This is a genomic window from Actinoplanes sp. URMC 104 (assembly GCF_051386375.1).
Lineage (GTDB): Bacteria > Actinomycetota > Actinomycetes > Mycobacteriales > Micromonosporaceae > Actinoplanes.
Map to the genome: position 1 here is coordinate 14,406 of NZ_JBPQTO010000001.1, position 18,771 is coordinate 33,176.

Consider the following 18,771-nt stretch of genomic DNA (forward strand, 5'->3'; position numbering starts at 1 on the left):
TCCGAATCGTACGGAGGCTGTTTCCGCAGGTCAAACACTGTATAACGACGCTCTCGTTATACCCGCGCGACTAGACCCGGGCGGCGCCCGGTCGCTAATCGCGGGTACGGGTTGGGCCTTCGCAGCTCATGCCGCGCCGGCCCACCACACCAGGGTGCTCTTGCCGTTGCCGCGTGCGGCGTGCATCACAGCGTCCACCGCCCAGGTGCAGGTGTGCGGACGGCCGTCACAGCGCGCCGCGGCGTCGACCACGTCGGTCCAGGTGCGGCGCTGCCAGATGTGGCGCTCGGTCCAGCCGTACGCGTCGACGCTGCGCGTTCGGACCGTCGGCATCGGCCACGGCTCGCGGGGTGGCTGCCCGGCCAGCAAGGCGTACCCGCCGCTGAGGCGCTGCTGATCGACCGTCACCCAGCTCCGTCCAGTCATGGCCGCAACCGTACTGACGTACCTACGTACCGATCGAGAGGGGGCGACCGTGATCGAGACTGAGGTGGCCTACTCCCCCGGCTGGTACTTCAAGCAGCTGTTCAACCGGCTCGCGGAGAAGGAACGCCGGGACCGGCTGCAGCTGCTCGACAACCACCGCCGCGGCAAGGCACCGCTGCCGCGCGGCGCCGAGAACGCGCGGGAGGCGTTCGAGGCGTTCTGCCGCATGGCCCGCTCCAACTTCGCTGAGCTGATCACGGCGGCGCTCGCCGAGCGGATGCGGCCCGTCGGGTTCCGCACCGCGTCCGACTCCGACGTGACCGGTGACCCGGAGATCGGTTCGCTCTACAAGCGGGCCGGGCTCGCGGTGATCGCCGGGGACGTGCACCACGCGATGCTGGCGCTGTCCGAGTCGTACGTGATCGTCGGGGAGTTCGACGACGAGATCGACGCCGCGGTGGTCACCAACGAAGACCCGAAGCTGATGATCGGCTGGCCGGACCCGGTACGGCCGCGCCGGCTCAAGGCGGCGTTGAAGGTCAAGCACGACGAGGCCGACAACGTCGACCGGGCCTACCTGTATCTGGACGGCTCGGTCTACGGCAAGGGCAAGCCCGCGGCCGTGCTGGTCGCCAACCGCAAGGCGTCCGGCTCGCTCGGCCCAATCCACGGCTTCAACGCGAAGTCGTGGTCATGGGACGAGCAACGCTCCGGGGTGCTCGCGCACGACCGGATCCCGGTGGTGCGGTTCGCCAACAAGGACGAACTCGGGGAGTACGAACCCCACCTGGACCTGATCGACCGCATCAACCACCAGCTGCTGCAGCGCATGACCGTCGCGGTGATGCAGGCGTTCAAGCAGCGCGCCGTCAAGGGCCTGCCGCAGTTCTACCCCAGCGACTTCCCCGACCCGGCGCTGGCCGGGAAGCTGATCGACTACGCCGGGGTGTTCGCGTCCGACCCCGCCGCGATCTGGCAGCTGCCCGAGACCGCGGAGATGTGGGAGTCCGGCGCCGTCGACCTTCGGCCCCTGGTCGACGCCGTGTCGGCCGACGTGCAGCACCTCGCCAGCGTGACGCGTACGCCGCTGCACCTGATGATGCCGGCGGGCGATAACCAGTCCGCGGAGGGCGCGAACCTGCAGAGAGAGGGTCTGACCTTCAAGGCCCGCGACCGGATCGACCGCACCAGCGACCGGTGGACGCAGGTGCTCGGGCTGATGCTGCTGCAGGCCGACCCGAACACCGACCGCAAGGCCCTGGCCCGGATGGAGACGATCTGGGCGTCGCCGGAGCTGCTGTCGCTCGCCGAGCGGGCCGACGCCGCGGCGAAGGCGAAAGACGACATCCCCGTCCGGTCCCGGCTGACGCACCTGTGGCAGTTCCCGCCGGACGTGGTCGACCAGATGATGACCGAACGCGCCGACGAAATGCTGCTCGCACAGCAGATGGCGTTCGCGTCGGCCGCCGCCGCGCAGGCCTCCACCGCCGCGGCCGCGCTGCCCGGCACACCACAGGTGCCGCAGATCGGCGCGGCCGGCGCGATCGGGCCGCCCGTGCCGGACCCGCTCGCACCGCCCACCACCACGACCGGGACGGGGGTGGCGGGGTGACGGTCGTCTACATCTCGATCGGCAACAGCGACGACAAGCTGTCCCAGCGGGACTGGTCCGCGTTCGTCACCGCGGTCGGCGTCGCGGTCGCGCGCGTGTCCGCGCTGCCCGGCGCGGTCGTGCACGGGGCGTGGCTGTCGCACCCGGACCGGCCGTGGCAGAACGCCTGCTGGTGTTTGCAACTGCCAACAGCCGACGCGCACGTCGAGCTGCTACGGCACCGCCTGGCGCAGCTGGCCAAGAAGTTCCGGCAGGACTCGATCGCGTGGGCGCCGGTCACCGAGACCGAGTTCATCCGGCCGCTCGGGGGCACGCCGTGACCTACTTCCCCATCCCGCGCGACGTGCCCCGGCGCACGCAGGAACGGCTCGCGGAGACCGAACCGCAGGCGATCGAGCGGCTGATCGCTGACGAGACCGGCGGGGAGCTGCTCACCCCGGTCGTCGACGTCGTCTACGTCGACAGCCCGCAGCAGGACAACCGCATCGTGGAGTGGAAGCCGTGAGCGCCGACATCCTCGGCCCGGGCGATGTGCTCGTCATGGCCGTGCCGGGCGGCTGGCGCAAGAAGCTGGTCCGGTTCTTCATCAACTTGCAGGCCCGGCTGACCGGCTCCACGGCGCCGCAGGACCACGTCGCGGTTCTGTCGCACCAGGACGACGCCGGGAACTGGTGGGCGATCGAGGGCAAGCCCTCCAGCGTCGGCTTCGTGCTGGCGGACAAGTACCTGCGCACGCCGCTGCTGGTCACCAACGCCGCCCAGCCGAAGACCGACGAGCAGCGTGAGCTGATCGTCCGCGTCGCCACCGAGCTGCTCGGCACCCCGTACGACTGGACGGCGATCGCGACGCTCGGCGTCCGCGCTGCCCGGGTCAACGAGCTGTGGGACCGCACCCTCGCGAAGGACTGGGGCGAGGACGAGATGCCGGTGCACGTCATCTGCTCGTCGCTGGCCGACCTCGCCTACGAGAAGGCCGGGCTGCCCTCCCCGGGCGGCACGGTCGGCACCCGGTTCACCCGGCCGGCCGACTGGACCCGCTTCTGCCAGGAGCGGGAGTGGGAGGCGGCCGCTTGACCGGCCCGGCTGACACCGAGCAGGCGCTGTTCCTCACCGAAGCCTGCGACTTCCGGCTCGACCACTGCGGCCGGCCGATGCGCGTGAAGCGCTCGAGCACGTCCTGGACCGGCAGTTGGCCGACCGGCACGCAGAACCTCACCAACAGCTTCGAGTGCGACCGCTGCGGCGCCCGCCTCGACCTGGCCCTCGTCGAGCCGGACGGCAGACCCGTCGACGAGCCGCCCACCCCCGCCTGATCCGCCGCACCACGTCCCCGGATCAGGTCTCCCTCCCCCAGCAGAAGGAAGACCATGCTCAAGCGTGTCCTGGCGTTCTTCGCGACCGCCCTGCTCAGCGTCGGCGTCCTGTCGGTCGCGTCGCCGGCGCAGGCCGCCATCAACGGCTGCCCCCAGTCCGGCGGCTACATCTGTCTCTACGACTGGATCAACTACGGCGGCGGGCGCTGGCAGATTTCTGCGCAGAACGCGTGGGACGCCCCGTCCAGCTGCATCAACCTGACGCAGTCGAGCTTCACCACGGGTCAGCCCGTGTACGACCAGGCCGCCAGCTTGCAGATCACCGCGGCCACGAACAGCGACTTCATCGACCGGCGCTGGCTGATCTACGACTGGATCAACTGCAACGACAACGGCCCGCGCAAGCAGTTCTACGTCGACGGGACGGCAGGCACCTCGAACCTCAGCTACATCTCGAAGCCGCAGGGCCCGGCCGGTGACCAGAACTGGTACGAGTCGATCGCCAGCATCAGCATGTGCGAGATCAGCCTGACCTGCCCCCCGTGGATCGTCTAGGCACACCCGGCTACGAGGTGCCGGGCTCGCTCGACTAGGTCGGGCCCGGCACCGATCCGACGCACCGCTTCCCCCGAAGACCCCTGCACCACCTGGAGGTAGCTGGTGACCGCTCTGGCGTACACCGTGTTCGTCGGGACCACGAAGTACCCGGCCGGCACGGACCACACCGACATGCCGGCCGAGGCGGTCGCGGCGATCCGCAACGGCGAGGCGTGGGTCGGTGGGGTCGCCCCGCCGTACGACGCGCCGCCGCCCACTAGGCAGCCCAAGCCGATCCTCTCGATGTACGAGCTGACCAGCGGGCCGCGGCTGCTGACCGCGCTCGGGTTCAGCCTCGACGACCTTCCCGGTGGGGAGGACCCGGGCGGGCCGGCCAGCTTCATCGACTGGGCGAACATCCTCAACAAGCCGGCCGTGTTCCCGGCGGCGCCGCCCGCGTGGGTGAACGTCACCGGCAAGCCGAGCACCTTCCCGCCGTCCGGGCACAGCCACGCCACCTCCGAGGTGACCGGCCTGGACAACGCGCTCGCGGGCAAGGCGGCCGCCGGTCACACGCACACCACGTCGCAGGTCTCCGGTCTGGACTTCGCGCTGTCGGGCAAGGCCGACACCGAAGCGCTGGCGGGCAAGGCGAACGTCAGCCACACGCACGCGACCGGTGACGTGACCGGTCTGGACACGGCGCTGGCCGGGAAGGCGTCAACCAGCCACACGCACACCGCTGGTCAGGTGTCCGGCCTCGCGCCGGTCGCGACCTCGGGCGCGTTCGGCGACCTGGTCGAAGTGCCGGCCGTGTTCCCGCACGCGCCGATCACCTGGGACGAGATCGAAGGCAAGCCGACCACGTTCCCTGGCGGCGGCGAGGGCGGCGGCGGGACCGGCGGGTCCGTCTCGTGGGGTGACGTCACCGGCAAGCCGTCGACGTTCCCGCCGTCCGCGCACCAGCACCCGACCACCGACATCACCGGCCTGTCGTCGGCGCTGGCCGCGAAGGCTGACGCGTCCGCGCTGGCCGCGAAGGCTGACGCATCCGCGCTGGCGGGCAAGGCCGACGCCGTGCACAGCCACACCACGGCCGACGTGTCCGGCCTCGACACGGCGCTGGCCGGGAAGTCCGACAGCGGGCACACGCACACCGCCGGGCAGGTGTCCGGGCTCGCCACGGTCGCGAAGACCGGCGCGTACGCCGACCTGACCGGACTGCCGACCATCCCGCCGGCGGCGCCGGTGCAGTCGGTCGCGGGGAAGACCGGTGCGGTCACCCTGGCCAAGGGTGATGTCGGGCTGTCCGCCGTCGACAACACCGCCGACGCGGACAAGCCGATCAGCACAGCGACCGCGTCCGCGCTCGCGGGCAAGGCCGCCACCTCGCACCAGCACGCGGCCGGGGACATCACGTCGGGCACCCTGCCGACCGGGCGGGGCGGCACCGGAATGAACTCGTTCACGGCGGGCGGCTACGTGCGGGCGGCGTCGAGCTCGGCGCTCGAGCAGCGCACCGCGGCGCAGGTGCTCTCCGACATCGGCGCGGCCGCCGCGGCGCACTCGCACGCCACCAGCGACGTGTCCGGGCTCGACACGGCGCTGGCTGGGAAGGCGGCGGCCAGCCACGCGCACGCGACCAGCGACGTGACCGGCCTGGACACGGCGCTGGCGGGCAAGGCGAGCACCACGCACACGCACTCCGCCGGGGACATCGCGTCCGGGACGCTCGGGGTGGCCCGGGGCGGCACTGGCCTGTCCAGTCTCACGGCCGGCGGCTACGTGCGGGCGGCGTCCAGCTCGGCGCTCGAGCAGCGCACCGCGGCGCAGGTGCTCTCCGACATCGGCGCGGCCGCCGCGACGCACTCGCACGCCACCAGCGACGTGTCCGGGCTCGACACCGCGCTCGCGGGCAAGGCGAGCACCTCGCACACGCACACTGCGGGGCAGGTGACCGGGCTCGCGACGGTGGCGACGTCCGGCTCGTACAACGACCTGACCGACAAGCCCACCGGCGGTGGCGGGTCGTCGGCCTGGTCGTCGATCACCGGACGGCCGGACTACCTCGCCGACCGGGCCAACGCGCTGCGGACGTGGCGGGCGGCGCTGGCCGACCGGCACTACAACCCGGCGAAGATCGCGGTGATCGCCGACAGCCTGTCCGAGGGTGTCGGCGCCGGGGCGTACGGCCGTGGGTGGGTGCCGATGCTGCTCGGGCAGCTGCGCATGCGGTACCCGGTCACCGGCGTGACCGGCGGCCCCGGGTTCGTGTGCTCGTGGGACAACCCGGGCGTCGGCGCCCCGCCCGCCTACTCGTATCCGGTGGTCGTCTCCCCGAACAACTTCACGTTCCTCGAGAACGCCGGCTTCGCCATGAAGTCGTGGAACATGCAGGCCACGAACGAGACGATGACGTACACGTTCACCGGCACCAGCATCCACGTCTGGTACCTGCTGCAGAGCGGCGGCGGCTCGTTCTCGATCACCCTCGACGGCACGGTCGTCGCGTCCAGCGTGTCGACCGCAGGCACCGCAGCGCGCGGTATCTGGACGTCGGCGGCGCTGACTCCGGGCACGCACACCATCGTCCTGACCCGGCTGTCCGGGTCGTGCCGGATCAACGGGTTCCGCGTGCACGACGGCGACGAGGCCAGGGGCATCCAGATGTTCAACGGGTCGCAGAGCTCGCGGCAGGCGGCGGAGTTCGTCGCGCAAGCCTCGACCGGCGGCGGCTGGGCGGACTGGATCAACACGATCCAGCCGCACCTGTGCATCATCGAGCTCGGGCTGAACGACTGGGGCAACGGCGCGACGCAGTCCGTCCTCAAGGCGAATCTCAAGAGCATCATCTCGACGGTGAGGGCGCGGACGTCGACCAACCCGTCGTTCGTGATCTACGCGTCGCCGCAGGTCAACTCGGGCCCGTACACGATGACGTACGCGCAGCTGCACCAGGTGTGGGAAGAGGTCGCGGCGGAAGACACAGGCGTGTGCCTGCTGGACATCGCCGCCCGGTTCCGGTCCCCGGAGGTCGATCCCTCCGAGGGCTACTACTACCGCCTCGGCAACACCGCGACGCTCGACATCCACCCGAACGACAAGGGCCACAGCGCGATCGCGGACGCGGCCGCGTCGTTCCTGGCACCGCAGTAAGGAGGCTCCAGGTGGCTGTGCTTCGTCTTCCGCCGCACGCCGATGGCGGCGCCGTGCTCGACACCGCCCGGGTTGGGCCGACGATCATCGTGCTCGGACCGTCCGACCCCGTACCCGCGGGCACGGCGGCCGGCACGGTGATCATCCGCCGGGCTAGCTGATGGCGAACCTGTTCGGCAGCGAGGTGCCGGCGTCGCCGAACCTCGCCGACGGCACCGGCTACACGCTCGGCACCCGGTTCTCCGCCACGGCGGCGGGGCAGGTCGTCGCGGCGCGCTGGTACATCCCGACCACGGCGAACACCGGCAACCTGCGGTTCGTGCTCTACAACGCGACCGGGTCGTCGATCCTGGCCGACCGCACCGTGGCGGCGCCGACGACCGGGCTCGGGTCGTGGCAGGAGTTTGCGTTCACCACTCCGGTCACGGTGACGGTGGGCGCGCAGTACACGATCGCGGTGCTCACCCCGAACCGGTACGTGTGGACGCAGAACTACACCTGGCCGAAGACGTCGGGGCCGCTGACGACCCCGAACCCGGGCGGGTACGTCTCCTACTCGTCGACGCTGGCCTACCCGAACGACACGTTCTCCAACGTCAACTTCTTCGTCGACGTGAACTTCCAACCGGCGGCCGCGGCCGCGCCCACGGTCAGCGTGTGGAACGGCAGCGCGGAGATCCCCGCGTCGGTCAGCGTGTGGAACGGCAGCACGGCGGTGGCGACCACGCTGTCACTCGCGACGTAAGCCGGGGGGGGTGAGCGATGACGCAGCCCGCCCTCGCCCCGCAGCCGCAGCAGCTCGCGCAGCTCACCCCGGCGCAGATGGCGGCGCTGCTGGCCCTGGTGCAATCGCAGGCGGCGCTGCGGCGCCAGCTCACCCAGACCGCGGTGGCGGCGGTGCTGCTGCCGTTCCGTGCGTTGTCGGCGGCGGACTGGTGGGACGCCGACAAGGTGTCCGGCGCGATCCGGCAGGCCCTGGCCATCATCCAGCCGGCGCAGCGCAACGCCGTCGCGATCGCCGACGCGTACATCGCCCGGGCCACGTCGATCATGACCGGGCGCACGGTCCGGCCGGCCGGGTCGATCGAGGTCACCCGGATCCGGCGGGTCATCCCGGCGCCCATCCTCGAGCAGCTCGCCGAGATGCCGGGCCGGTTGCCCGTCGACGAGCCGGGTGTGACCGCGCCGGGTCGTCGCCGCGCGGCGCGGCCTGGGCGCAGCCCGGCGTGGATCGAGCTGGGCGACACCTGGAACGGTCCGGCCGACACGGTCGACGACGAGTTCTGGGCGATGGTCGACGAGTCGCTCAAAGAGTTCCTGCCGCCGTCGTACGCGTACGGCCGGGTCGCGGACAACTTCCGCTACCAGGTGACGGTGCGCGGCGACACCGAGGATAAGGCGCAGCAGAAGGCGCTGGTGCGGCTGGCCGCGGTCGCGGAGACCGACGTGACCCTCGCGGTGCGGGAGCAGTACCGGCATTCGATGGGGCAGGTCACGGCGACCGGGTGGCGGCGGGTGCTGCACCCGGAGCTGTCGGAGACCGGCCCGTGCGGGCTGTGCATCGTCGCGGCGAACAGGGTCTACAAGGTGGCCGACCTGATGCCGCTGCACAACGCGTGCCGGTGCGAGGTGCTGCCGATCATCGGGAACCTCGACCCGGGGTTCACCCTCAACAGCAACGACCTCAGCAACCTCTACAAGGCGGCCGGCGGCACCGCGCGGGACGCGCTCAAGCGGGTCCGGGTCGTGCTGGCCGAGCACGGCGAGCTCGGGCCGATCCTCGTCAACGGCGACCAGAAGTACCGCGACCCGATCGCCGTGGCGAAGTCGCAGTCGGCTGATCCGCGGATCCGCGCCCGGTCCGAGCTGGACGCGCTGCTGGAGATCAACGACATCACGAAATTCCGCGTCGAGCGCGGCGAGTCCCTGCCGAAGTCACTGCGATGGCAGCAGGACCGGATCGCTGAGCTGCAGGCGCTTCTCTCCTGATCTCCGGGGCGGGCGTGTAGGGAAGCCACGCCCGTCCCGGCCCGCTTCCCAACCCCGCCCGGGAGGGCACCTTGACGTTCAACCTGCGCGACATCCCCGGTCTCCTTGTCCGCGTCAGCGGCTGCCGCGGCGACCACCCGGACGCGTGCACCGCGTATCTGGTCGACGCCGACGGGCGGCCCGTCATCGCGGACGCCCGGCCGTACGCGTGGACGCTGCGGATGGAGCCGGGCAGCGGGCCCGGCTACTTCGACCTGTCGAAGGCCGAGCAGACGCTGATCGGGGACTTCCTCGAGCTGCACGGCATCACCCCGACGACGCGGTTCATCAACGGCAACACGCTCGAGGTGCGGGTCCGCTGCGACGGCACGCTGATGCTGCACACCTGGCGCGCGGTCGTCGACACCGGCGACCTGGTGATGTGCGAGTCCTGCCCCGGCTGCGTGAAGCAGGAACGGGTGATCGTGCCGCTCGCGGCGCCGGTCCCGGACGTGCCGGGCGCGTACATCGACCCCGGCTCGCCGTGGCTGCCGAAGCGCCGAGCGACCGACCGCAGGCACGCACTGAACGCGCTGTTCATCCAGCCGGCCGTGTACGACGCCGGCGGCCTGGCCGCGGTGAACCTGCGCCTGTCGGCGCTCACCAGCGCCGCCCGGGAGCGGATCGTGCGCGCCCACTGACTGTCCGGGCCGGGAGAGCTGGGGGGCGGTCCTCCCGGCCCGGACCCGACATCACGAGAGGGGGCCGTCATGGCGGCATGGGACTGGCCGGACACCCGCATCGAGCGGGTCATCGACGCCGACACCGTCGACGCGATGGTCACCCGCGACCTCGGGTTCGGCGCGACCGCGACGTTCCCGGTGCGGCTTCGGCTGAACCGGATCGACGCGTACAAGGACACCAGCGCCAAGGGGGTGCTCGGCGCCCGTCTGGTCGAGGGCCGCACCCGCGATGTGCTGGTCAATGCCACCACAGTCAAGCCGTACAAGTACGGCGGCCCGAAGGAACGGGCCGGTGAGTGGATGGTCGAGATCGTGCTGCCGGACGGCACCAACCTGTCCGACCTGCTGGTCTCCAAGAAGCTCGCCATCTACTGGGACGGCGAGGGCCCGCGGCCCGCCGTCGACCCCGCAGACCACCCCGCCTAGCTCGGGGTTCGCGCCGCCCGGACCGGTTGTTTTCCGGCCGCTGCCGCGCACCAGTTCCACCAGCCTCCGCCGACCGGCGGGGGCTTTTTTCATGCCCGCCATGGGCCGGACCTGCGTCAACGTCCACAACCCGGAATGGGGATCTAGCACATGAAGCCGTACCTGGCTGACACCGAGGCTCTGCCCACGCACGAGACGCTCACTCACCCGATCACCGGGCTGCCGGTCACCGCGATCGGCCGCCGCCGTGACGGCCGGCTGATCTGGCCCGCCATGGGCGGCTCGCAGCCGAACGGTGACCCGTCGATCCCGCCGCCCGCGCCGCAGCCGCCTGCTCCGCAGCCGACTCCGCCCGGCCAGCCGCCGGCGCAGCCCGCGCCGCCCGCCCCGCAGCAGACCCCGCCCGCGCCGCCGGCGCCGGTTCCGGGTCCGCCGCCCGGCGGCGACCTGGGCTTCCCGCCGCACACGCCGGTCGAGCAGATGACGGTGCAGCAGCAGGCGAACTTCTACAAGCACCACATGCGGCGCAACCAGGACCAGCTGCGCCAGTACGCCGACTACGAGCAGATCCGGCAGGAGCGTGACCAGCTGCGGCAGGCCACGCAGACGGACCTGCAGCGGGCGCAGGAGGAGGCCCGCCAGCAGGGTGTGCAGCTGGGCCAGCAGCAGGCGGGCCGTCAGGTCGTGGAGGCCTATTTCCAGGCCGCCGCGGCGGGACGGATGAGTCCCGAGCAGGTCGAAGCCGCTGTCCGGGTCGTCAACACCGACGCCTTCATGGCGAACGGTGTCGTCAACCGGCAGGCCGTCTTCGACTACGTCAACGTGCTCGTCGGCGCTGCGCTGCCGGCCGTCCCGGCGTACGGGCAGCCGCCCGCCGCGCCGGTCGCGCCCGCGCAGCCCGCACCGGTCGGCCCGTACGGCGCATACCAGCCGGTCGCGCCGGTGGCCCCGGCCGCGCCCGCTCAGCCGGTGTACGGGCAGCCGCCCGCCCCTGCCTACCCGCAGCAGCAGTACGGGCAGCAGCCCACCGTCCCGCAGCAGCCGGCGTACGGCTACCCGGGGCAGAACGGCCAGCAGTGGCCGGACGCGTACGGCACCACCAACCGGCAGCAGCCGGTGACCGACCCGTACGCGCAGGCCGCCCTCGGCGGCCAGCCGCAGCGGCAGGTGCCCGACTACGGGCAGGGCTCGGTCCCGCAGGTGCCGCAGAGCGGCCTGGCGGCGGGCGCCGCCCGCGCCGCGCAGCGGCACGGCGGCCGCACCCGCACGCAGCAGATCAGCGGCCAGCAGAGCTAGCCGCACGGCCTGCCGTCGGCTCGCTCACCACTTTCGCAACTTCACCGTTAGGAGAAACCGCACATGAGCGGTCTGGACATTTCTGTCCGCACTGGCGACGCCTTCATCCCCGAGGACCGGTCCTGGCTGGGCGACGTCGACGGCACGCAGGCCACCCGGTCGATCACCCTCAACCCGGCGCTGTTCACCCCGGCCACGCACTTCCCGAACGGGGTGCTCAAGAGCGGCACCCTGATCGCTCGGGTGACGGCGGCCGGCGCGACGCAGGGCAACTGGGGCCCGTACACCGCGGGTGCCAGCAACGGCCTGCAGACGCCGGTCGGCGTGCTGTTCAACACCGTCCGCATGAGCGCGGGCGGCCCGAAGGTCGGCGCTCCGCTGCAGGAGCGCGGCGTCATCCGCCCCAACCGTCTGCCCGCCAACTCGGGTCTCGACGCGGCCGCGCGTACCGCGATGGCCGCGAAGTGGATCTTCCGCGACTAGCTCGCGCCCTCACCCATCAATCCGTGACCGGACGAGGGCGACCTGCTGTCCGGAAGTGAAGGAGATCGTTCGTTGATCATCGACGACATCATCACGCCCGCCGAGCTGACGGGCTACGTGCGTGAGGTCCCCGCCCCGGTGAACCTCATCCTCAACCAGTTCCTGCCGGACCGGCCCATGCGGTCGATCAAGGCCGCCGTCACGGAGGTCCAGCGGACCAACCGCGCGGCGACGTTCCGCAGCTGGGACACGCCGGTCGGCATCGGCCGCCGGGACTCGTTCCAGACTCGCGAGCTCAAGTTCCCGCCCCTCGGCCAGAAGCTTCCGGTCGGCGAGCAGGAGGAGCTCGAGCTGGAGATGGCCCGCACCGGCGGCGACAACCGCTCGGCTCTGGTGGACGCCATCTACGACGACGCCGACAACAACGTCCGCAGCATCTACAACCGGATGGAACTGGCGCGCGGCGCCGCCCTCTCGACCGGCCGCTTCGTGCTGAAGGAGAACGGCCTGGAGCTGGAGGCCATCTTCGGCGTCCCGTCCGACCACTTCGTCGCCCCCGCCGGCGCGGACTGGGACGACCACGAGAACTCCACGCCGCTGTCGGACATGCGCCCGTGGAACCTGCTCTACACCACCCGCAACGGTGTGGGCGCGGGCTACATGATCGCCTCGGCCGCGACCATCGGCCACATGCAGATGTCGCTGGAGGTCCGCAAGGCCGCCGCCGGCGCCGGGCAGATCGCTCCGTTCGTCACGTTCGAGGCGCTGCAGCAGATCCTCGCGGTGCACCGCTACCCCCAGCTCGTGCAGTACGACTGCACCATCGAGCTGGAGGCGCAGGACGTCCGCGCGATCGAAGAGGGCAAGGTCGTGTTCGTGCCCGCCGACGCCGAGTCGCTGGGCCGCACCGCGTGGGGCATCACCGCCGAGGCGCTGATGCTCACCCGCGGCAGCAACCCGTCGCTCGCGTTCGAGGAGACGCCCGGCCTGGCCGGTGTCGTCACCCTCGAGGGCGACCCGCCCCGCCGGTGGACGAAGGTGTCCGCGGTCGGCATGCCGCTGATCTCCGCCCCGCGCCGCCTGATGGTGGCGACGGTCTGGACGCCGTGATGAGCGCCGTCCCCGAGCTGGCGAACACCGTGAACGTGGGCGGCCGGGCGTACCTGGCGGGCACCCGGCCCCCGCTCGCGGTGGCCAAGCAGATCAAGTCCCGCTCCGCGTGGGGCGGTCAGGTGCCGGACCTGTCCGGCGCGAAGGACGGCGACGAGACGGCCGGCCCCGCCGAACCGTCCAACCCGACCGGGGTGATCGGCGGTGACGCGGCGATCCCGCTGTCACCGGCCACCACCCTGCCCCCGGCCACTGCCGAGGACCAGGGCGACACCAAGGCGGACGAGGCCGCGGCCGAGAAGCCGAAGACCACCCGCCCCCGCAAGACGGCCACCACCAAGGCGGCCGAGTAGCAGCACAACGGTGAGGGGTCCGCGCGCCGGGCCCCTCACCGGGTGCGCCCTGCACACCAGCCGCCCGGGAGGGAAACACTCGTGTCCGCTGTGGTCGACGTAGGCGACGCGTTCACCTTGACGTTCACGGCCGCGCCCGGCGCGACTGTGCACCTCGACTGGCTCGACCCCGACCTGGCGCCGGTCCTCGACCAGCAGGTCGTGCCGGCCAGCCCGGACGGCTCCGACCAGTTCCCGGTGACCCTCTCCGGTGACCGGCCGGGCATGTGGACCGCCCGGTTCTTCACCGACGGCAACACCGACGACTACCACGTGCGGGTCGTGTCCACCGTCGGGCAGCCGCCGCCGCTGGCCGCGGTCGGTGACGTCGGCAAGCTCTACCCGAACATGACCGTCGACGAGCAGTCGCTGACCAAGTACCTGCTGCGCGCCGCGTCGAAGATGCTGCGCCAGCGGCAGCCGAACGTGGACACGCTGCTCGCGTCGGGCCGCCTCGACGCCGACGTGGTCGCCTTGGCCGCCGCGAACATGGTGTTGCGGGTGCTGCGCAACCCGAACGGTCTCAAGGCGGAAACGACCGGCCCGTTCAGCAAGACGTACGACGTGAGCGCCGCCGCCGGGCAGCTGGTGGTCACCGCGGACGACCTCGCCAACGTCACCCCCGGCCCGGCCGCCCCGGCGGCGTCGTCCGGGTGGGCGCCCGCGGCGACGATCCGGGTCACCCCCGGCATGGTGCCGCCGGCGAACTGGCGCGGGGGCTGGCGTGGCTGAAACCGTCACCGTGATCCGCCCGGCCGGCAAGGACGCGTTCGGGGATCCGCTGCCTGGCAGCGACCAGCAGTACCCGATCCCCGGCTGCGAGTTCGCGCCCGGCGCGTCGAAGGAAGCGGGCGGCGACTCCAACCAGGTCAACACCGAAGGGACCGTGTACGCCACCAAAGGCGTCCGCGGCGTCCCCGGCGGCGTCCAGCCGACCGACCTGATCGAGGTGCGCGGCAAGACGTACGCGGTGCACGGCGAGCCGCAGGACTGGGGCCGCGCCGGGTACGTGATCGAGCTGCGCCGCTACACCGGCTGAGAGGGGCGCGCGTGGCCAGCTTCGGCGACGGCAGCTACACCGGCCCGACAGAGTTCTCCGACCGCCGCCAGACCGTGTACCGGTCCCCCCGGGTGAAGGTCGACTTCCAGATGAACCGGGCCGGCATCCGCGACATCGCCACCGGCTCGGACCTCACGCACGCGCTGCAGATGCTCGTGCTCACCAAGGCGCTGCCGTACGCCCTCAAGATCAGCCCGAAGGGCCGGAAACGCTCGCCGAGCGAACGCGACGAGCACAGCCGGTACGCGAGTTCATTCACCGTACGGCGCAGCACCGTGGTCCTGGTCGGCATGGAACGCACCTCGGTGCGGCTGGTCAACACCGCCAAGCACGCCGCCGCCGTCGAATGGGTCAACCCGAACGGCCACGGCCACGGCTTCCACGTCCTCGGGCAAACGATCGCCCACCTCAACGGCGAGACCCTCGCCGGTCTGCGCCGCCGGCAAGCCCGCAAGCGCGACAACCGCCGCCGCCGCGACCAAGGCCAGCCGCCGCTGACCCCGAAGCCTCGGAACCGGCCCGGCGAGACACCACCTCAGCAAGACACCTGACCTGCGCGAACCCGCCCGATGGGGCGGGTTTTTGCGTCCCTCGTCAACGAAAGCTGGAGGAGCTTTGCCCAACAAGACCAAGCGGGCGCTGGCCGCGCTCGCCACCGTCGCGGCCGTGCTGGCGATTGCCGCGCAGCCCGCCCAGGCCGACGAGCCCGGCCTCAGCCTGTCCGACCTCACCCCGGGCGTCGGCTACCTCGTCCACAACGGTGAGATCACCGAGCTGAACGACGACCTGCCCAGCGCCGGCGAGACCGCCACCGCCCAGCGCGCCCGCGCGACCGCCAGCGCCCAGGGCGGCGACGTGACCGCCGCCGCGGTGCAGGGCTGCCCGACCTCCGCCGACTCCGGCGGATACGGCTACCTGTGCCTGTACGACTACGTCAACTGGAACGGCGGCCGCTGGCAGACGAACACCGACGTGTTCTGGCCGGCGTCGGTGACCTCCACCCGCAGCTCGTGCTGGAACCTGAGCAACTCGACGTTCAGCACCGGCGGCAACGTCAACAACTCCGCCGCGAGCATCGTCGTGACCGCCTCCTCCTGGGCGCCCGAGAACGCCCCGAACGACGGCAACTACCCGCACACCTGGTACTGGGTCCTGTTCGACTGGGTCAACTGCCAGTCCGCGGGCGACTTCATCTTCTACCCGATCGAGTACAACGGCGGCGACAGCCAGCTCCAGTGGTCCGGCGGCGGCAGCAACGTGTCGTTCTGGGAGAACCCGACGAGCATCCAGATGGTCTCGGACAACCTCCTCAACCAGATGATCTCCAACCACGGCTGACCAGCCCAGCCAGCCACCTGACCGGTGAAGCCCGCCCCCACCTTCCCGGGGGCGGGCTTTCTGCTGCACCCCCGCAGAGAGGCGGTGACGGCATGGCGCGCGGTTTCGCCCACATCGAACGCACCCTCGCCGGGCTGCTGGTGCCCCGCTTCTTCAACGGCGACGCCTCCCGGGTCGGTACGCAAACCCCGCCCGACCTCGACGACAAGGTGCCGTTCTGCCTGCTCAACAAAACCGCAGGCGACCGCACCCAGATCGACGACAACCCGTTCGTCGACCTCGACGTGTTCCACCACCTCGACACCGAGGCGTGGCGGATCGCCAACGAGATCAGCGACTTCCTGCTCACCAAGCCGTTCCCGCTCGACGTCGTGGCCTGCCCCGAGTCGCCGCGCGAACTGCCGTGGCGTGAGGACTCGTCGCTGCGCCGCTACGGCGCGACCTACTCCATGAGCCTGCGCCGCATCCGCCTCTGACCGCGGCCCGCGCAGCGCCCTGATTCACCGCCTGGCCGCCGCGCCGGCGGGAGGCCCACCCGCCTTTCACCCGCCCCGCATGTCGGGGCCCACCCACGCCTCGGCCTAGAAGGGGACGAAGCATGTCTTACACCGATCTGCGTGACAAGCAGAACGAACTCATCCGGCGGGCGAAGGACGGCAGCGTCTTCGTGGCCCGCATGGACGTGGCGCTGCCTGCCACCCTCACCTCGGGCACGAACGCCGAGCTGGTCTCGCTCGACCCGGACGACTGGATGGACCTCGGCCACTTCACCACGGACGGCGCCACGTTCGACCGTGAGACCGAGTCCACCGACACCATGAGCTTCGGCTCGCGCGAGGCCACCCGCACCGACGTGACCCGCGACGAGATCAGCCTGAACATCACCGCCCAGGAAACGCGGCTCTTGACCATCGGCCTTACCACCGGCGCCGAACTCGACTCGATCAAGGCCGCGTTCCAGACCGGCGAGGTCATCATCGACAAGCCGTTCACCCCGCGCCTGCGCTACTACCGCGTGTTGGGCCTGTTCATCGACCACGACGACGAGGGCAGGGAGATCTACTTCGGCCGGCTGATGCCGCGCGCCCAGATCGCGGAGTTCGGCTCCCAGGGCTACTCCGAGGGCGAGGAAGGCATCCAGTACCCGATGACCTGGCGCGGCAAGGAGGACGCCACGGCCGGTTACAGCCACCGCTGGTTCTGGGCAGGGCCCGGCTGGCGCTCCCTGCTCACCAAGATGGGCATCCCGCAGCTCACCAGCTGAGGTTCGCTCGCAGCACCACCGGAAAGACCCCGGCGCCGGTCACGCGGTTCGCGTGGCCCGGCGCCGGTTTGTGTCGGGGCGGCGTACCGGGTGGGCGCGCCGCCCCGGCTCACAACCTCTTCTTCGGCCCACCAGCATCTCGGAGGTTCATCCCGTCATGGCAGCGATCAAGGGCACCAGCGCGCGCGTGTTCACCAAGAAGGGCCCGGACGGCGAGACGCTCGAGCGTCACGTCTACTCGGCGGCCGACGAGGTGGCCGCGCGCTTTGACGGCTTCACCGCGCCGGCCGACGCCGACTCCGCGAAGAAGCCTGCCGCGCAGGCCTCGACCAGCAGCACGGCCAGCTCGCCCAAGAACTGACCGAGCACCGCCCCCACAACCGCATACCAACTGAATAGGAGCCCACCCGCTCATGTCTGACCAGACGATCCCCACCGCCCCCGTTCCGGGTGTCCAGGTCGAGCAGCCCGCCGCGGCGGCCGCGCCCGCCGAGCAGCCTGCGCCCGCCGTGGCCGCGCCGGTCGAGCAGGCCGCGCCCGCCGCGCCGGCCGAGCCTCTCGCGCCGGTGTCGCTCGACCTGGACTCCCTGGAGAAGATCGACGTCCTCGACGACGTCGTCACCGAGCCGTTCACGTTCCGCCTCGCCGGCGCCGTGTTCGAGCTGATGGACCCCCGCGACATCGACTGGCAAGACCTCACCCGGGCGGTGCAGAACCCGCTGTCGATGCTGCGGTACGCGCTGCCGCGCGACCAGCAGGATCTGTTCTACGCGCTGCCCATGGAGGGCTGGAAGCTGCAGGTCATCTTCGAGCGCTGGAACAAGCACTTTAAGATGGGCTCCCCCGAGGAGCTCGCTCAGGTCCTCAACGGCTAGCCGGTGAGCCTGCTCTCGGAGCTCGACGGCCTTGACCGTGAGCGGCCAGAGCAACCGTTCACCGTCCGGGTCGCCGGGCAGGTCATCACGTGCCGCGACCCGCGCGAGCTGTCCTGGCGCGACCTGGTCGACGGGTTGCACAGCCTCGTCGGGTTCGTCCGGTGGATCGCGCCCGACGAGGCCGCTGCCATGCTGCTCGCCGCGCTGCCGCTGTGGAAGATGCAGGCGGTCGTCGCCGCGTACCGCAGGCACTACGGGCTGCCCGCGTCCGTCCGCGAGGACGGCCGGCTGCTGATGCTGATGGGCCGGCCGCAGTACCGGCGGGCGATCGAGTGGGATCTGCACGCGCTGCACCACCTCGACCTGACCACCGAGTGGCAGGCGCGCAGGTGGCGGCGGCTGATGGATTTCATCGACGCGCTGCCGAACCACTCGCACTACGCCGAGCAGCTCGCCGCCGACGAGGAGCTGGCGGAGGTGCTGCTCGACCAGGACGACGGCAGCGAGAAGAAGCCGGTGCGGCGGCTGTCGGAGTTCACGCCCGAGGTGGAGCTGCTGTCGACGCTGGCCGACCGGGTCGGTGACCTCATCCAGGTGACGGTCGCGTCCAGCGGCGGGAAGGCGCGCAAGGTCACGCCGCAGCCGCGGCCGGTCGGCGCGATCGAGAAGGTCCGGCTGCGCCGCCGCGCGAAGCGGCACGACTGGACGGTGGCGCGCGTGTACGGGCGGATCGGGCCCGAGACGCGGCCGCCGAAGTAGAAGCGTTGGCGGC

Annotated in this window: 26 protein-coding genes; 25 read left to right on the plus strand and 1 reads right to left on the minus strand. The window is 71.4% G+C overall.

The window, feature by feature from the left end:
• Positions 1-126: 126 nt before the first annotated feature.
• Complete coding sequence (locus tag ACSNN8_RS00125) at positions 127-426, minus strand: hypothetical protein (protein WP_436645976.1); 300 nt, start codon at positions 424-426, stop codon at positions 127-129.
• Between the two features lie 49 nt (positions 427-475).
• Between ACSNN8_RS00125 and ACSNN8_RS00130 the strand changes: the two genes are divergently transcribed.
• The 25 genes from ACSNN8_RS00130 (at position 476) to ACSNN8_RS00250 (ending at position 18,758) form a co-directional block, all read left to right on the plus strand.
• Complete coding sequence (locus ACSNN8_RS00130) at positions 476-2,038, plus strand: phage portal protein (protein ID WP_436645978.1); 1,563 nt, start codon at positions 476-478, stop codon at positions 2,036-2,038.
• Positions 2,035-2,358 (plus strand): hypothetical protein, encoded by a 324-nt coding sequence (locus tag ACSNN8_RS00135; RefSeq protein WP_436645980.1) that lies wholly within the window; start codon positions 2,035-2,037, stop codon positions 2,356-2,358. The genes ACSNN8_RS00130 and ACSNN8_RS00135 overlap by 4 nt, the downstream gene beginning before the upstream one ends.
• Positions 2,355-2,543, plus strand: coding sequence for a hypothetical protein (locus tag ACSNN8_RS00140; RefSeq protein ID WP_436645982.1), 189 nt, complete (start codon positions 2,355-2,357; stop codon positions 2,541-2,543). The genes ACSNN8_RS00135 and ACSNN8_RS00140 overlap by 4 nt, the downstream gene beginning before the upstream one ends.
• Positions 2,540-3,112 (plus strand): hypothetical protein, encoded by a 573-nt coding sequence (locus ACSNN8_RS00145; RefSeq protein WP_436645983.1) that lies wholly within the window; start codon positions 2,540-2,542, stop codon positions 3,110-3,112. The genes ACSNN8_RS00140 and ACSNN8_RS00145 overlap by 4 nt, the downstream gene beginning before the upstream one ends.
• Complete coding sequence (locus ACSNN8_RS00150; RefSeq protein WP_436645985.1) at positions 3,109-3,351, plus strand: hypothetical protein; 243 nt, start codon at positions 3,109-3,111, stop codon at positions 3,349-3,351. Before ACSNN8_RS00145 ends, ACSNN8_RS00150 begins: the two co-directional genes overlap by 4 nt.
• 54 nt (positions 3,352-3,405) lie before the next feature.
• Complete coding sequence (locus ACSNN8_RS00155) at positions 3,406-3,906, plus strand: peptidase inhibitor family I36 protein (protein ID WP_436645987.1); 501 nt, start codon at positions 3,406-3,408, stop codon at positions 3,904-3,906.
• A gap of 105 nt (positions 3,907-4,011) precedes the next feature.
• Positions 4,012-7,044, plus strand: coding sequence for a GDSL-type esterase/lipase family protein (locus ACSNN8_RS00160; RefSeq protein WP_436645988.1), 3,033 nt, complete (start codon positions 4,012-4,014; stop codon positions 7,042-7,044).
• An 11-nt stretch (positions 7,045-7,055) separates the two neighbouring features.
• Positions 7,056-7,205, plus strand: a complete 150-nt coding sequence (locus tag ACSNN8_RS00165) for a hypothetical protein (RefSeq protein ID WP_436645990.1) — start codon at positions 7,056-7,058, stop codon at positions 7,203-7,205.
• Complete coding sequence (locus ACSNN8_RS00170) at positions 7,205-7,789, plus strand: DUF4082 domain-containing protein (protein ID WP_436645991.1); 585 nt, start codon at positions 7,205-7,207, stop codon at positions 7,787-7,789. Before ACSNN8_RS00165 ends, ACSNN8_RS00170 begins: the two co-directional genes overlap by 1 nt.
• Positions 7,790-7,806: 17 nt before the next feature.
• Positions 7,807-9,033, plus strand: coding sequence for a hypothetical protein (locus ACSNN8_RS00175; RefSeq protein ID WP_436645993.1), 1,227 nt, complete (start codon positions 7,807-7,809; stop codon positions 9,031-9,033).
• 71 nt (positions 9,034-9,104) lie between these two features.
• Positions 9,105-9,713, plus strand: coding sequence for a hypothetical protein (locus tag ACSNN8_RS00180; RefSeq protein WP_436645995.1), 609 nt, complete (start codon positions 9,105-9,107; stop codon positions 9,711-9,713).
• Positions 9,714-9,782: 69 nt separating this feature from the next.
• Positions 9,783-10,181: a hypothetical protein gene (locus ACSNN8_RS00185; RefSeq protein WP_436645996.1), complete on the plus strand. Its 399-nt coding sequence runs from the start codon at positions 9,783-9,785 to the stop codon at positions 10,179-10,181.
• 150 nt (positions 10,182-10,331) lie between these two features.
• A complete protein-coding gene (locus ACSNN8_RS00190; RefSeq protein WP_436645998.1) occupies positions 10,332-11,477 on the plus strand; it encodes a hypothetical protein in 1,146 nt (381 codons plus the stop codon).
• 63 nt (positions 11,478-11,540) lie between these two features.
• Entirely contained in the window at positions 11,541-11,960 is a 420-nt protein-coding gene (locus tag ACSNN8_RS00195) for a head decoration protein (RefSeq protein WP_436645999.1), read from the plus strand.
• A 72-nt stretch (positions 11,961-12,032) separates the two neighbouring features.
• On the plus strand, positions 12,033-13,070 hold the full coding sequence (locus ACSNN8_RS00200; protein ID WP_436646001.1) for a major capsid protein: 1,038 nt from the start codon (positions 12,033-12,035) through the stop codon (positions 13,068-13,070).
• Positions 13,070-13,423, plus strand: coding sequence for a hypothetical protein (locus tag ACSNN8_RS00205; protein WP_436646003.1), 354 nt, complete (start codon positions 13,070-13,072; stop codon positions 13,421-13,423). The genes ACSNN8_RS00200 and ACSNN8_RS00205 overlap by 1 nt, the downstream gene beginning before the upstream one ends.
• Before the next feature lie 81 nt (positions 13,424-13,504).
• Entirely contained in the window at positions 13,505-14,194 is a 690-nt protein-coding gene (locus ACSNN8_RS00210) for a hypothetical protein (protein ID WP_436646004.1), read from the plus strand.
• Complete coding sequence (locus tag ACSNN8_RS00215) at positions 14,187-14,501, plus strand: hypothetical protein (protein WP_436646006.1); 315 nt, start codon at positions 14,187-14,189, stop codon at positions 14,499-14,501. Before ACSNN8_RS00210 ends, ACSNN8_RS00215 begins: the two co-directional genes overlap by 8 nt.
• A gap of 11 nt (positions 14,502-14,512) precedes the next feature.
• Positions 14,513-15,073: a hypothetical protein gene (locus tag ACSNN8_RS00220; RefSeq protein WP_436646007.1), complete on the plus strand. Its 561-nt coding sequence runs from the start codon at positions 14,513-14,515 to the stop codon at positions 15,071-15,073.
• Between the two features lie 64 nt (positions 15,074-15,137).
• On the plus strand, positions 15,138-15,860 hold the full coding sequence (locus ACSNN8_RS00225; RefSeq protein ID WP_436646008.1) for a hypothetical protein: 723 nt from the start codon (positions 15,138-15,140) through the stop codon (positions 15,858-15,860).
• Positions 15,861-15,952: 92 nt separating this feature from the next.
• Positions 15,953-16,336 carry a hypothetical protein gene (locus ACSNN8_RS00230; RefSeq protein ID WP_436646010.1) on the plus strand — a complete coding sequence of 128 codons (384 nt, stop codon included), beginning with the start codon at positions 15,953-15,955 and terminating at the stop codon, positions 16,334-16,336.
• A 122-nt stretch (positions 16,337-16,458) separates the two neighbouring features.
• Complete coding sequence (locus ACSNN8_RS00235) at positions 16,459-17,124, plus strand: hypothetical protein (RefSeq protein WP_436646012.1); 666 nt, start codon at positions 16,459-16,461, stop codon at positions 17,122-17,124.
• A gap of 157 nt (positions 17,125-17,281) precedes the next feature.
• Positions 17,282-17,485, plus strand: coding sequence for a hypothetical protein (locus ACSNN8_RS00240; RefSeq protein WP_436646013.1), 204 nt, complete (start codon positions 17,282-17,284; stop codon positions 17,483-17,485).
• 52 nt (positions 17,486-17,537) lie between these two features.
• Positions 17,538-17,999 carry a hypothetical protein gene (locus tag ACSNN8_RS00245; RefSeq protein ID WP_436646015.1) on the plus strand — a complete coding sequence of 154 codons (462 nt, stop codon included), beginning with the start codon at positions 17,538-17,540 and terminating at the stop codon, positions 17,997-17,999.
• A gap of 3 nt (positions 18,000-18,002) precedes the next feature.
• Positions 18,003-18,758, plus strand: coding sequence for a hypothetical protein (locus tag ACSNN8_RS00250; RefSeq protein WP_436646017.1), 756 nt, complete (start codon positions 18,003-18,005; stop codon positions 18,756-18,758).
• The last annotated feature ends 13 nt before the right edge of the window (positions 18,759-18,771 follow it).

What these genes read in the sequence shown, in the direction of transcription:
- ACSNN8_RS00125 (WP_436645976.1), bottom strand. Translation starts at nt 426, where the DNA reads ATGACTGGACGGAGCTGGGTGACGGTCGATCAGCAGCGCCTCAGCGGC.
- ACSNN8_RS00155 (WP_436645987.1), top strand. Translation starts at nt 3,406, where the DNA reads ATGCTCAAGCGTGTCCTGGCGTTCTTCGCGACCGCCCTGCTCAGCGTC.
- ACSNN8_RS00170 (WP_436645991.1), top strand. Translation starts at nt 7,205, where the DNA reads ATGGCGAACCTGTTCGGCAGCGAGGTGCCGGCGTCGCCGAACCTCGCC.
- ACSNN8_RS00175 (WP_436645993.1), top strand. Translation starts at nt 7,807, where the DNA reads ATGACGCAGCCCGCCCTCGCCCCGCAGCCGCAGCAGCTCGCGCAGCTC.
- ACSNN8_RS00185 (WP_436645996.1), top strand. Translation starts at nt 9,783, where the DNA reads ATGGCGGCATGGGACTGGCCGGACACCCGCATCGAGCGGGTCATCGAC.
- ACSNN8_RS00190 (WP_436645998.1), top strand. Translation starts at nt 10,332, where the DNA reads ATGAAGCCGTACCTGGCTGACACCGAGGCTCTGCCCACGCACGAGACG.
- ACSNN8_RS00195 (WP_436645999.1), top strand. Translation starts at nt 11,541, where the DNA reads ATGAGCGGTCTGGACATTTCTGTCCGCACTGGCGACGCCTTCATCCCC.
- ACSNN8_RS00205 (WP_436646003.1), top strand. Translation starts at nt 13,070, where the DNA reads ATGAGCGCCGTCCCCGAGCTGGCGAACACCGTGAACGTGGGCGGCCGG.
- ACSNN8_RS00230 (WP_436646010.1), top strand. Translation starts at nt 15,953, where the DNA reads ATGGCGCGCGGTTTCGCCCACATCGAACGCACCCTCGCCGGGCTGCTG.
- ACSNN8_RS00235 (WP_436646012.1), top strand. Translation starts at nt 16,459, where the DNA reads ATGTCTTACACCGATCTGCGTGACAAGCAGAACGAACTCATCCGGCGG.
- ACSNN8_RS00240 (WP_436646013.1), top strand. Translation starts at nt 17,282, where the DNA reads ATGGCAGCGATCAAGGGCACCAGCGCGCGCGTGTTCACCAAGAAGGGC.
- ACSNN8_RS00245 (WP_436646015.1), top strand. Translation starts at nt 17,538, where the DNA reads ATGTCTGACCAGACGATCCCCACCGCCCCCGTTCCGGGTGTCCAGGTC.